Source organism: Desulfobulbus propionicus DSM 2032 (assembly GCF_000186885.1).
GTDB classification, from domain to species: Bacteria; Desulfobacterota; Desulfobulbia; order Desulfobulbales; family Desulfobulbaceae; genus Desulfobulbus; species Desulfobulbus propionicus.
The window spans coordinates 225162-238338 of the sequence record NC_014972.1; the positions used below are offsets into that span (position 1 = coordinate 225162).

Consider the following 13177-nt stretch of genomic DNA (forward strand, 5'->3'; position numbering starts at 1 on the left):
CGAACGTTAGGAGTCACGATATCTCCTGTAAATAGTGACTTCAACAATCCCTATCCTTTCTCTTGATTATTGGATTAAAATGAGTGTTCGCCCCCATCCCACCAAATCAAAAAGTGAACCTGGGAAATGGTGGGTCATTGATATCGGTCGGGGCAACCAGCGGGAGCGCATCACCTTTAACGGTTCGTACGAAGAGGCCTGGAGGTATGAGCGATCCATACGGCAGCAACCCGACCACTTGGTTGAGGGATCCGCTCCCAAAATAAAGGATGTGGTGACCTTATTCCTTGAATGGTACCGGACGGAGAATTCCATTAACACGGTCAATGATATGCGGTTTTGTCTCGATAATCATATCATTCCTTGGTTCGGTAATTTCCAGCCGAAACAGTTGACCATCGCTCTGTTCAATAAATTCAAGGCGGATTTGCTTGAACGAGGTTTGGCACCTGTCACAATCAACAAGAATATGAGTTACCTTTCCAGCCTGTTGAAATGGGCTTCGGAGCACGGATACTGCCAGCCGTTGGCATTCACCATTCCCAGGTTTTCAAAAAAGAAAACAACAGCCGAACCGGTTCAGCCGTTGACCCGGCGGCAACTGGATGCGCTGTATGAATGCCTGGATCCAGAGTATCGGCTGCTTTTTCTGTTGATGGCGGACCATGGTCTCCGGAAGGAAGAGGCCCTGAATCTGCAGGTTGAAGATATCGACGAAGCGCGAAAGACGATCCGGGTTTATGGGAAGGGGAGTAAGTACAGAATCGTTCCTTTTCTGTCCGTCAGGTTTGAAGAGGAACTGAACAAAGTCCTTTCGGAACGGCTTGAAGGCTTCCTGGTCGTCAATCCGGCAACCGGAAAACCGTATTATTCAATTAGGAAGGTGTTAACCCGGGCAGCGAAAAAGGCGGGATTAAGCCGGCAGGTGTACCACCACCTGCTGCGCCATACTTTTGGATCCCTGGCGGCCGAGGCCGGGATGAACCCTTACGCGTTGCAACGGATCATGGGACACAGCAATATAGAGACAACGAACAAGATCTACACCCATGTCGGCCTCGATTTCGTCGGTGAAGAGGCCCGTAAAATTCGTGAGCAAGGGGTAGGGCAGTGACACGGCGTATCCGTGTCGCATTGTAACATTTTGAAATTAAAAACGATTAAAACGAATTTCTAATTCCTAATCCTGGTGCCGCAGGTTCGAATCCTGCCTGGAGCACCAATAAACAAAGGCCAAAAGCTCAAGAATACAGAGCTTTTGGCCTTTTCTTTTTCGTTGATTTTTACCTATGGTTGGCATAGCTTTGCCCTAACGATTTTGCCACCGGTTGCTCCTTCGTAAGACTTGCCGACAATGATTTTGAACGGCAAAAGAGTTCTGACGCGTTCTTACAGCTCTGCGAGGCAATCTTTCCACCTCAATTGTGCGTATTCCGGAGTAAGCCGGCCACTGATTCCGTTTCAAGTCGGCCGGGTATTCCGGTTGAAAGCGGCCACTGATTCCGGTCGACAGGCCACCTCATTGAGGGGGTAGTGGCCCACTGTCGTGCGAGTTCGAGTCTCGCCTTCGCACCATCCTAACATCCGAGTAAGTCCAAGGATGTCTTGAAAGCCCAGTAAACACTGGGCTTTTTCTTTTTCCGTTGTCCGAGACTGTCCGCCTTGCTACGCTAAAATCTAAAGCCTTGGGGATACTTTTGGGAATATACCCCCGTGCCCCAATCTAGCGTATCCGCAAAAAACGGAGCCAGCCTTCATACCTGAGCCGATTGTCCCGTTATCTGCTCTTGCTAACCGTCGATCATGGCTTGATGGGCCTACATGCCGGATTATTTTCAAGGAGGAGTTTTTTTGTTGACTCGTTATATTTTTAAAAATATAACAAATGCCATTGCATCCCAATCAACCGACTCGAGGGGGATCCGCTCGTGACTTCTCGCTTATCCGTGCAGGATTTGCGTTAACGCGACTACGTTGAAGGCGGTTCCGCTTGCGGCTCCAAGCCATGACATTCAGGAGATTAACCATGAGATTTAATGCGGTGCACGGGGCCATTCTTGCTCTCTGCTGGACATGCATTGCTGCCTTGCCGGTATGTGCCACGGGTGGACAAGGACCAGAACACGTGGTCATCCAATCGACGATTGACAAGGAAAAGGTGGCAAAGCCAGCCTACCTACCGCACCACAACCACCAATGGCTGGAATGCGATGGCTGCCATCACAGCAAAGGACCGGGCGGTAAAATGGAGGACTATGTGGCTGGGCAAAAAATTAAACAATGTGAAACCTGCCACAATAGCAAGGCAGTCATGCCAGAACCAATAGCGACGCTTAAACGGGCCAGCCACAGGCTCTGCATGGAATGCCACCTCCAGCAGGACAAAGATCTCGCCAGGTGTGGTGTCTGTCATACCAACAAATAACCGCTTCTCGTGATGAGAAAATTGTGCGAATAGGAGCCACCATGGATTCTGAAAACGAAAAGAGACTGAAAGGAGTTTCCCGACGGCAATGGCTGCTTGGGACCGGGGCGTTGGCAACAACCGCTGCCCTGGCGCATCTGGGTGGGGTGTTGCAACCGGCCCGTGCCATGGGCGGCAACACCGAAAAATGGCCGTGGCCCTATGAAAAGCTCGATCCGATGGCCACCGCTGAACTTGCGTATAAAGAATGGTACCGAGTGTATTGCGGTTGCGCGGTTATCAGTAGCGTCTTCACCCAGCTACGAGAAAAGGTCGGCGAACCCTACGTTTCCTTTCCCATCGATGCCTTTGTCTTTCTTGAGGGTGGCGTGGCCAGTTGGGGCACGATCTGCGGCTCAAATGCTGGCGCGAACATCGTCGCCAACCTGATCATCGGCCCGCGAATTGCCGGTGCTGATGAGGGGCACCTGATCGGAACGGATATCATGCAGTGGTATTGCGAGACAGCTCTTCCTGTTTTTAAACCGAAAGAGCCTGCCTTCAAGGGCAACATTCCGCAGACCATCAGCGAATCGCCACTCTGTCATGTCTCGGTCGGTAAGTGGATGGCGGTTGCCGACAAAACGGTCGGCAGCCCAGAGCGCAAAGACCGTTGTGCGCGGGTGACGGCCAGCGTGGCCTATCACCTGGTGGAGCTGCTCAACGACTGGAAGGACGGCAAATACGAGGAAGAGGGGGACTGGGCCCCGATCTCCGATCACGGCATCAATGCCCAACCCAATTGCATGGAGTGCCACGGCGGCGGCGTACCCGAGGCCCCAAGGAAGAAAGGCTGACAACCTGTTTACCGCGCCCCCTTTCCCCCCAGGCCGCGTACTTCGCGGAGAACGGAGGGGCAGGAAGGGCGCGAACGTGCACCCTCCTGATGCAGTCTTCGGCGATGTGATTCCGGCAAAAGGCTGGCGCGGAGAACCGGGACTCTATTGCCACCATCATGACCACCCTTGAGCCGGCGGGATCTCCAGCCATGGAGACAAGGCCCGACGGCTACAGCAACTTGCGGAAGGCAGATGCCTTGATCACCGCCACCACCTCTTTTCCTGTTTCCAACGCCAACTCGCGCATCGATTCCGGAACGATCTGCACGGTCATGGTCTGGGAGCCGCACTGCAGTTCCACTCGCACCCGGTTGCCGACGGTGAACAGCTTGCGCACGGTACAGGGGAGCAGGTTGCGGGCACTGGTGGCTTCGGGATGGCGTTTGAAGAGCAGAATCTCCCGGGCATCGAGTTCAAAGACATTCTCCTCGTTTTCGCCTTGTTCGGTGAGCACCAGGCGCACATCTCCCCACTGATAGGCCCAGAGATCGCCCTGCGGCTGCGGTCGGCCCAACCGCAGCAGGTTGACATAGCCCTGGCGGGAGGCCGCCCAGGCGGACTGCGCCAGTTCCTCGGTGGCCATCTGCCGCTTGACCTCTCCCTGTTCCACCACCAGCACCTGCTCGGTCATCAGCCGCATCTCCAACAGGGAATGGCTGATGAACAGCAGGGGAATGTCGAAGCGGGAAAACACCGAGTTGAGGTAGGGCATGATCTGAAACTTCAGTTCCTCATCCAGGCCGGTGAGTGGTTCATCCATGAGAATCAAGCGGGGGCAGGAGAGGATGGTGCGGCCCAGGGCCACCCGTTGGCGTTCGCCGCCGGAGAGCAGATTGACGCCCCGGTCCAGCAGGTGCGCCAGATGGAGGACCTCGATGATCGCCTCCGGCTCAACATGCCGCTCGGCCTCCGGCGTGCGCCGCCAGCCGTAGAGCAGGTTGCGGCGCACGCTCATGTGCGGAAAGAGATGGGCATGCTGAAAGACGACACCGATGCGGCGCTGTTCCGGTGGCAGGTTGATGCCGCGAGCACTGTCAAACAGCACTGTTTCATCCAGGTGGATGGAACCGCTGTCCGGCTTGAGCAGTCCGGCCAGCAGGTGCATTAGCGTAGATTTACCACTGCCCGAGGGTCCAAACAGGCCGATACGTTGACCGGAGAGGCTGAATTCGGCGGTGAATTGAAAGGTGCCCTGTTGCTTGCGGAGGGAAACGTCCAGGTGCATGCTATTTTTTGTCCAGCGATTTACTGGCCGCGCCACTGGCCAACAAGACGATAAAGGAAAGGATGATCGACACCATGCAGAGCGACAGCGCCATGCGGTCACCCCCCGGGGTGCTGGTGTATTCGTAGATGGCCAGCGGTATGGTCTGGGTGACCCCGGGAATGTTGCCGGCCAGGATGATGGTGGCCCCGAACTCGCCCAGGCTGCGGGCGAACATCAGGGTCATGCCGGCAAAGACCGCCCGTCCGGAAAGCGGCAGGGTCACGGTGAAAAAGGCGTCCCAGCCGCTGGCGCCCAGGGTGCGGGCTGCCCGGTGATAGGCGGGATCAACCAATTCCATGCCCAGGCGGATCGAGCGGACCAAGAGGGGGAAACCGACCACGGCCGAGGCAATAATAGCCCCGGTAAGGGTGAAGATAATCTGGATGTTGTACTCCATGAGCCATGAGCCGATCCAGCCCCGGCGGCCAAAGAGCACCAACAATAGGTAGCCGATCACCACCGGGGGCAGCACCAGCGGCAGGTTGACGATACCCTCGATGATGGCCTTGCCCGGAATGCGGGTGTGGACGAGCAGATAGGCGACACCGATGCCCAGCGGCGTGGAGAGCAAGGTGGCCGTGCAGGCCACCTTGAAGGAAAGCAGGATCGCGTCGAGATCCGAGGGTTGCAGAAACATGCGATGTAGCCCGACAGCACAAGCCCGATTATTTCGGGGCGCTGAAGCCGTAGTGCAAAAAGACCTTCAGTCCCTCCGGACCGATGAGGAAGGTGTAGAAGGCCTTGGCCTCGGCCTTCTTGGCACCATCCGCGGTCAGGGCAATCGGGTAGGTCACCCTTTCATAGAGATCCTGGGGAACCTCGAACAGGATCACCGCCTTTTCGGCCATCAGGGCATCGGTCTTGTAGACAAAGGCGCCATCGGTTTCGCCCCGGTCGGCATAGGTCAGCGATTGACGCACGTCCTTGGCCATGACCAGCTTCTGTGCCTCTTCCAGTTGTTTGTAGATGGCGGCCTTTTCCATGGCCTGAGCCGCATACTCGCCGGCGGGCACGCTTTTCGGGCTGCCGATGGCGATCTGCTTCAAGGTGACGATATCCGCCAACGTGGTCACGGCTGGATTCTTCATGCCGACAAAGACCAGGGTGTTGGCGGCCAAAATTTTCTCGCTGGCCGGATCGATCTTTTTTTCGTCGCGGAGATAGGTCATCCACTTCTGGTTGGCCGAGATGAAGATATCCGCCGGCGCGCCCTCGACGATCTGTTTGGCCAGGGTGCCGGAGGGCCCATAATTAGGCACGATCTGGGCGTGCTTGCCCGAGGCGCCGAATTGGGCGGCCAGTTCCTTCATGGCGTCGGTCATGGAGGCCGGAACCGAGATGCGGATCTCCTCGGCAGCCTGGAGGAGGGAGGCGCTCAACAGGCAGGTAAAGATGGTGGCGACGATGGCTTGTAGTGATTTCATTGTGTTCTCCTCAGCAAAGGTACAAATGCCCGAACGATCTCGGGTGGTTTCGTTCTTTTTGCAGCCTCGGTGCGTTAGGCAACAGCCAGCAACACATCCGAGGCCTTGATCACCGCCGCGACCGGCATCCCCTCTTTCAGACCCAAGCGTTTGACGCTCTCCGAGGTCAGGATCGAGGTGACCGTGTTGCCGCCGGCGAGATCGATGATCACCTCGTCGTTGACCACGCCGGGCACGATGCGATTCACCGTGCCTTCCAGGATATTGCGGGCGGAGATCTTGTTGCGGTCGACCTCCAACGCCAGCATCACAGAGGGTGCCTTGACGATGGCCAGCACTTCGGAACCGATTTCGAGTCCCAATCGCTGTACCGAGTTATCCGTAATCACCGAGACAATGGTATCCTGCTCCTTGAGGGCCACGGTGACCACGCTGTTCACTGCCCCTTTTTCGATCTTGGCGACGTTGCCCAGCCAGACATTGCGGGCACTGATCTTCATTTCTATTCTCCTGAGTGTTTTCAAGGTGTTGAATGCCTCGTCCGGCGAGAAATAAAAAAAATTAAGAAAGCTGGTGAATTCCCGCTGCAGGGTTCGCGCCCGTTGCAGAAAGGCGTGGCCGGCTTCGGTCAGCACCGTCCCGCCCCCGCCACTGCCGCCCACCTGGCGCCTGAGCAGTGGTTCCGAGCTGAGGTTGTTGAGATTTTCAATCTTCTCCCAGGCGGCCTTGTAGCTTATACCCACGGTTTTGGCCGCCTGGTTGATCGAGCCGCAGCGGTCGATTTCCTCCAGCAGGGGCACCGTTGGGTTTTTTTTGTTCGATGAACCGAGGATATGCTGGAGAAAAAGCGAATCTGATGCCGGTGAAACTGGCTGTGTTGTCATACGAGTGCACCTTTTTCGTTATTCGATATGGAATAACGAAATACGCTATTCCACCCTGTTTGTAAAGTATCGATCATGCAATAACGAAATCTTTGCTCGTGACCGGCGCGATGCAACACCGATTTCTCGGAAAAAAGACGATGCCGATTTTTTCAGATATGACCGGTGTGGATGGCGATCACGTGCAAGGATATGCCCGGCCGTCCCGACGCGGCAGGCACCACCTCGGGCTCACCCTGTGTGAGCCGCCCATCGCTGCGCCGGTCACGGCTTCATTGTGCCAGGCGGGAGACAATCAGCAGGCGTAGATCCTCGGTCGGGGTGAAGTTGGTCTTTTCCACCACAAAGGTGGTCGGACCGGTTTTGCGGATGCCGTCCATGCACAGGGACAGGATGTTGTCCGGTGACCCTTTGTCGATGGTCAGGCGAAAGGTGCCGATGGGTCCATGCCAGGTATTGGCCGTGGTCAGCACATAGTCCAGGAAGAGGGCCGTGCCGGTGCCGGCCAGCTCGCCGGCCGAGGCATGGTGCAGCCGCTTGACCAGGCCTTTGCGGGTGGTGTCGTCGATGCAGTAGGTCTGGATCAGTTCCCGTTGGTAGGGGTCGAGATCCCGTTCCTGCTTGGGCCAGCTAAAAATGCCCCCCGGCGGGGCGGGCGCGTAGCGATGGTCAATGGTTATCTCCCGGCCGGCGGGAAAGACCTGAGGCCAGTGATAGCGAACGATGATGGACCAGGCGGGGCGGGGCGGCTCACCGTCAAAAAAATCGGCCAACTTCCCGGCGCGCAACCGATCCTTGGACGGCTGCGGCAGACGTGCGATCATGGCCGCCACCTCGGTGACATTGAGCGACAGCGGTATGCCCAGTTCCTTGAGCACGGCGGTGACATCCTCGCCGGGCGTATCGTAGCCGGCCGAAAGCGGGCGCTGTGCCTCGAAATGCGGTTCCCGGACAGCGATGCGGTCGCTTTGGACAGGGATTCGTTGTCCGTTGACCGAGGCAATGAAATCGACCACATTCTCCCGGGCCAGCTGCTGCTCGGAGAGGGCGAAGCCGGAGTCGGTCAGGGCGGCCAAGGAGATCGGCGGCAGGGGGAAAATAACCTCCCCCTGAACGTCCATGGCCCCCTCGTTGCGGAACACGGATCGCACGCGCACCTGGCCGGGGCTAAGAAAGAGATCCTCGGCAAGCATGCGGACGCTCGCGTTCTTGTGGAAATGCAGGCCAGTGGCGCTCAAGCCACCGAAGCCGTCGTTGGCGCGGCAGATGGCTGGTGCGAGCAGCAGGCAGCAGAGCAGGAGTCGGATCAGGTGTTTCATGAGCGACCTCGTCAGGGGGAAGGGGGGGGCAGGACCCGCATCCGCGCGTCCAAGGCAAGGAGGGCGCCGGTGGGGAGAATGCGGACCGGGTTGACATCCAGTTCAGCGATCCGCGGGCAATCAACGAGCAAGCGGGCGACATTGCCGACCGCCTGGATGAACGGCTCGGGATCGATGGGTGGTTGCCCGCGCATCCCGGCCAGAATCCGTCCGGCCTTGAGCCGTTCCAGCTTGGCCCGGATTTCCGCCGTCGAGGTGGGGCACAAGACCCGCTCCACATCCTGGAAAAGCTCGACGAGAATGCCGCCGGACCCGAACAGGACCACGGGACCAAAGGAAGGATCGCGCAGGCCGCCGATAAAAAAATCAAGCCCCGCCGGAGCCATGGCCATGACCCGCACCCCCGCGAGTTCCGCCCCGGGGCAATGGCGGGCCAGATTGTCCTTGATGCGTGTGAATCCCCGCCGCGCCTCCTCGGGGGAACCGATCCCGACCAGGACGCCGCCGACCTCGGTTTTGTGGATCGCGGCCGGGGACACCACCTTGAGCACCACCGGACAGCCGATCCGCTCCGCCAAGGCCTCCGCCTCCTCGGCGGTCCGGGCGACCAACGCGGGCGGACTGGGCACGTCGTACAGGCCAAGCAGCTCCAGTCCCTCCTCGCCGACAAGACCGGCCCGTGCATTCAGCCACACACGGGCTTCCTCGGCGCGAGGCCAGGGGGGCGGGGTGTCGCTCTGCAAGGGCCCCGCCGCCTTGTGGACATGAAAATCCATCTGGCGGCGCAGGGCGCGAATGGCCTCCTCCGGGCCGTCGAACACCGGCAACGGCGCCCGAGCCTTGAGCGCGGCGATGACCGGTGCGTCGCCGTAGAGCACCAGGGCCAAGGGCTTGTCGGCAGAGCGCATGGCGCCGGCCAGTTCCAGGCTGATGTCGGTGGTGAACATGGCGGTGAACACATCGCTGCCGCCGGCAGGCATCCGTGGCCACTGACTGGCATAGATCGCCCCATCCACCTCGGAGCTGGCGAGCACATGGCTGAACATCATGGGGTACTTGTCGATTTGGTAAAGGTCGCCCATGTCCAGCGGATTGCCGAGGCGGATGATGCCGGCGTTGGCGATCCCGGCCAGCTCGGTGTAAAAGGCCTGTCCCGGATCGGCAAAGGCAAAGCCCGCCTGCTCGCAGTCATCGGCCATGGCCACGCCCAGACCGCCGGCCGGGCTCATGACCATGATCCGCTTGCCGCGCATCGGCGGCAGATCAAAGGCCTTGGCCGTGGTGATGAAGTCGTGCAGGTGATGGATGCGGATGATCCCCGCCCGGGCGCAGGCGGTGTCGATGATCGCCTCGTCGTGGGCAAGCGAGGCGGTGTGGCTCATGGCCGCCCGGCTGCCGGCCTCGGTCGTGTTGGCCTTGTAGAGGATCACCGGTTTGTCGATCCGTGCGGCCAGCTCCACCAGGCGGCAGCCGTTGCCGATCTGCTCCAGGTAAAGACCGATGACCCGGGTGGACGGGTCTGTGGCGAGGTATTCGAGCACATCACATTCATCGAGGTCGAGCTTGTTGCCGATGCTGGCGAACTTGGCCAAGCCCACTTGCTCGCTTTCCAGGAGATTCCAGAGGAACAGCCCCAGGCCGCCGCTTTGGGTGATGAGCGAGAAAGTGCCGTGTCTGACCGGGAAGGAGGGCACAAAGGGGAGACAGAGACCACTTGCGGTATCGGCCAGGGTCAGGCCATTGGGACCGACAAAGCGGATGCCGTGACGGCGGGCGGCGTCCCGCAGTTGGGCAGCCAGGGCCATGCCGCCTTCGCTTGATTCGTTGAAACCGCCGGACTGTACCGCCAGCCGCGTGATTCCGGCCCGCCCGCAGTCCTCGACCGCGGCCGGCACATAGCGGGCCGGGATGAGCACGACCGCCAGTTCGGGCGCCACCGGCAGCTCAGCGGCGCTGCGGACAACGCGGATGCCGCCGACATCGGTCTCGTCGGTGGCTGGATTGACGCCGAAGATGCGGCCGCGATACCCCCAGCGGAGACAGTTGTCGACAATGATGCGCGGGGTGTTGCCGGGCTTGGAGGAGAGTCCGTAGACCGCAAGGGAGGCGGGGGCAAAAAAGTGATCCATGGGCGGTTACCTGGCGGGATGCAGGAAAAGGCCTGCTGGGTTAACGGTTCGGTCTGTCGAGCGGGATTCTCTTCACGTACGTTTTTCTTTTCCTTGTGGCGCGGCAGGACGGCACTTTTCAGGCTGACTGTTCCCGGCGCCGGCTGGCCAGCAGCAGGCTGAGCATGAACCAGCCGCAGGCGATGAGGATGATGGTGGCGCCGGTGGCGGTGCGCGCCCAATCCTGGGCGGAGATGAGCAGGCCGCTGACCGCCGAGGTGAGGCTGATCAGCAGGGCCCACCAGAACATCGCGCCGGCCGAGCGGGCCACATTGCGCGCCGCGGCCGCCGGGACAATCAGCAGGGCGGTGACCAGCAGGACGCCGACCGCCTGCACCGAAAACATGACCACCAGGGCGAGCAGCCCGGCGAAGCAGTATTGGTGGATAGCCACCCGGATGCGGTGCGCCTGGGCCAGGGTCGGGTTGAGGCCGATATAGAGCAGATGGTTGTAGCTGAGGGCGAGAAAGAGCATCAGCACCACGAACAGGAGGACCAGCCAGAGGATCTGGGCGTCGCTGATGGTGAGGATGTCGCCGTAAAGGAAACGTTGCAGGTCGCGGGCGAGGGAACGGTCGCGGCTGACAATGGCCAGACCGAAGGCCACCATGGCCGAAAAGAAGACCCCGATCACCGTGTCGCTCGACAGGCTGGAGTGGCGCTGGAGGATCATGATGCCCAAGCCGACCAGCAGGCCGAAGGCGGGCATGGTCCAGCCGGGGTCGGCCGAGAACAGCAGGCCCAGGGCCACGCCGGCAAAGGCGGAATGGCTGATGGCGTCGGAAAAAAAGGCCATGCGGAAGTTGACCACCAGGATGCCCATGACCGCAGCCATGGGGGCGAGCAGCAGCAGTCCGAGCAGGGCCTGTTGCATGAACCGGGCGTGGAGACAGTCAAAGGGCAGCAGCTGCGGCAACAGCGCGTACAACGGCGACAAATCAGGCATTGGTCCGCTCCTGGCAGCAGGGGGCGGAGCAGACCGCCCGGTTGTCGGGCATGGACCGGGAACTGACCAGACCCATGTGCATGCCGAAGATGGCGGTGAGATTGTCGCCGGTCAGGGTGAGGCGGGGCGGCCCCTCGGCGGCCACCTTGCGGTTGAGGCAGATCACGTGGGTGGCGTGGTGGGTGACGGTGGCCAGGTCATGGCTGACCATCAGCTGGGTGAATCCTTGACTGCGGCGGAGGTTGTCGAGCAATTCGCAGAAGATCAGCTCGCCACGGAAATCGACCCCGGCCGAAGGCTCGTCAAGCACCAGCAGTTCCGGTTCCTGGCGCAGGGCCAGGGCCAGCAGGACCCGCTGCAATTCGCCGCCGGACAGGGCGCCGATCTTGCGGCTGGCCAGATGTCCGGCCTTGACCAGTTCCAGGGCTTCCCGGGAGCGCTGGTGCAGTGCCTTGGCGATGCCGAACCAGAGCGGCTTTTTCTGAAAGCCCATGGCCAGAAATTCGCTGACCGTCAACGGCATGCCCCGGTCGAAGCTGAGCCGCTGCGGCACGTAGCCGATGCGCGGCGGCGCGCCGTTGTTGCCCATGTGGATGCGTCCCTGATAGCTGATCTCTCCCAGCAAGGCCAGCAGCAAGGTGGTCTTGCCGGCGCCGTTGGGACCGATGATCGCCGTGCAGCTGCCCTTGGGCACGGAGGCGCTCACCTGGTCGAGGATGGAGATGCCGCCACGCTCCACGGTGACCGCGTCAAAACGCACGGCAAGGTCTGCCGGGCCGGGCTGATGGAGGGGAAGCACGCTAGTGGCTGCCAAGGGTTTGTTCCAGGGTGTTGAGGTTGGCGCGCATGACCTGTTCGTAGTAGTCCAGCGGGGCCTGTTCGGGTCCGGTGGCCGCCGGATCGAGGCGGGCGGTGGCAATAGCCGCCTCCTTGGCGATGGTTCTGCCGACAGCTTCTGGATACTGTGGTTCGGTGAAAATCGCACCTGCTTTTTTCGCCTTGATCGTCTGCACGAGACGAAGGATCTCCGAGGCGGACGGATCCTGACCAGCATGGGCCTGGACCACCGCCACCACTTCCAGCCCCATGTCGCGGGCCAGGTAGTCGAAGACCCCGTGCTGGGTGACGATGCGGTTGGTGTGCAACCGCTTGCCCAGCTCGGCCAGTTCGTCGGCCAGCCGGGTCAGCCGTTGGCCGTAGGTCTGGGCGTTGGCGGTATAGGCCGCGGCACCGGCGGGATGGACCTGGGCCAAGGCATTGGCGATGTTGGCGGTCAGCAGGGCGGCCATGCGCGGGCTGGCAAAAAGGTGGGGATTGGCATCGTGATGACCGTCATGCCCGTCGTTGTGGACTCCATGAGGCTGCCCATGGGTTTTGCTGGCGTGCCCGTGGCCCTCTTTTTCCTCGGTGTAGGGGAGAATCTGGGCAATCCCGCGCGAGCTGTCGATCAGGGTGAGATGGGGATTGGCCTTGCGCACCGGCGCACCGAGAAATTCCTCCAGGCCCAGCCCGTTGATGACGAGCACCTCGGCCCTGGCCAGTTTGGTCATGTCCTGGGGCGTGAGGGCGTAGTCGTGGGGACAGCCCATCTGGGCGGGGATCATCAGCTCGACCTCGACTCCGTCAATCCCTTGGGTGATGTTGCGGACGATCTGGTACATGGGAAAGGTGCTGGCGAGGATGCGCGGCGGCCTGTCGGCGGCATGGGCCTTCGATTGGGATAGGCACAGGGCGGCAGGGCAGACGAACAGCAGGAGCAACAGGCGCAGGGTGGCGGTGAGCATGGATTTATCCTCCTGAAGACGAGCGGGGAGTTAATGCAAATTGATTTGCATTATACAGAGGGGTGGCGGACCGTCAACCGAT

At 60.3% G+C, this 13177-nt stretch carries 12 protein-coding genes; 3 read left to right on the top strand and 9 right to left on the bottom strand.

What is annotated here, in order from left to right; translation table 11 throughout:
• Positions 1-79: 79 nt before the first annotated feature.
• From DESPR_RS01130 to DESPR_RS01140, 3 genes are all read left to right on the top strand, one after another.
• Complete coding sequence (locus DESPR_RS01130; protein ID WP_015722971.1) at positions 80-1114, top strand: tyrosine-type recombinase/integrase; 1035 nt, start codon at positions 80-82, stop codon at positions 1112-1114.
• Positions 1115-2026: 912 nt separating this feature from the next.
• Positions 2027-2425, top strand: coding sequence for a cytochrome c3 family protein (locus DESPR_RS01135; RefSeq protein ID WP_015722972.1), 399 nt, complete (start codon positions 2027-2029; stop codon positions 2423-2425).
• Between the two features lie 41 nt (positions 2426-2466).
• Positions 2467-3261 (top strand): C-GCAxxG-C-C family protein, encoded by a 795-nt coding sequence (locus DESPR_RS01140; protein ID WP_015722973.1) that lies wholly within the window; start codon positions 2467-2469, stop codon positions 3259-3261.
• 211 nt (positions 3262-3472) lie between these two features.
• On the opposite strand, the gene modC is transcribed toward DESPR_RS01140, so the two are convergent.
• From modC to DESPR_RS18205, 9 genes are all read right to left on the bottom strand, one after another.
• Positions 3473-4528 (bottom strand): molybdenum ABC transporter ATP-binding protein, encoded by a 1056-nt coding sequence (gene modC / locus DESPR_RS01145; RefSeq protein WP_015722974.1) that lies wholly within the window; start codon positions 4526-4528, stop codon positions 3473-3475.
• 1 nt (position 4529) lies between these two features.
• Positions 4530-5207, bottom strand: a complete 678-nt coding sequence (modB, locus tag DESPR_RS01150) for a molybdate ABC transporter permease subunit (RefSeq protein WP_015722975.1) — start codon at positions 5205-5207, stop codon at positions 4530-4532.
• Positions 5208-5235: 28 nt separating this feature from the next.
• A complete protein-coding gene (modA, locus tag DESPR_RS01155) occupies positions 5236-5994 on the bottom strand; it encodes a molybdate ABC transporter substrate-binding protein (RefSeq protein WP_015722976.1) in 759 nt (252 codons plus the stop codon).
• A 74-nt stretch (positions 5995-6068) separates the two neighbouring features.
• Positions 6069-6878 carry a TOBE domain-containing protein gene (locus DESPR_RS01160; RefSeq protein WP_015722977.1) on the bottom strand — a complete coding sequence of 270 codons (810 nt, stop codon included), beginning with the start codon at positions 6876-6878 and terminating at the stop codon, positions 6069-6071.
• A gap of 272 nt (positions 6879-7150) precedes the next feature.
• Complete coding sequence (locus DESPR_RS01165) at positions 7151-8197, bottom strand: DUF4424 family protein (protein WP_015722978.1); 1047 nt, start codon at positions 8195-8197, stop codon at positions 7151-7153.
• 11 nt (positions 8198-8208) lie between these two features.
• A complete protein-coding gene (locus tag DESPR_RS01170; protein WP_015722979.1) occupies positions 8209-10326 on the bottom strand; it encodes an acetate--CoA ligase family protein in 2118 nt (705 codons plus the stop codon).
• Positions 10327-10444: 118 nt separating this feature from the next.
• Positions 10445-11311 (bottom strand): metal ABC transporter permease, encoded by an 867-nt coding sequence (locus tag DESPR_RS01175; RefSeq protein WP_015722980.1) that lies wholly within the window; start codon positions 11309-11311, stop codon positions 10445-10447.
• Positions 11304-12125 carry a metal ABC transporter ATP-binding protein gene (locus DESPR_RS01180; RefSeq protein WP_015722981.1) on the bottom strand — a complete coding sequence of 274 codons (822 nt, stop codon included), beginning with the start codon at positions 12123-12125 and terminating at the stop codon, positions 11304-11306. Before DESPR_RS01180 ends, DESPR_RS01175 begins: the two co-directional genes overlap by 8 nt.
• Positions 12112-13095 carry a metal ABC transporter substrate-binding protein gene (locus DESPR_RS18205; RefSeq protein ID WP_015722982.1) on the bottom strand — a complete coding sequence of 328 codons (984 nt, stop codon included), beginning with the start codon at positions 13093-13095 and terminating at the stop codon, positions 12112-12114. Before DESPR_RS18205 ends, DESPR_RS01180 begins: the two co-directional genes overlap by 14 nt.
• Between the last annotated feature and the right edge of the window lie 82 nt (positions 13096-13177).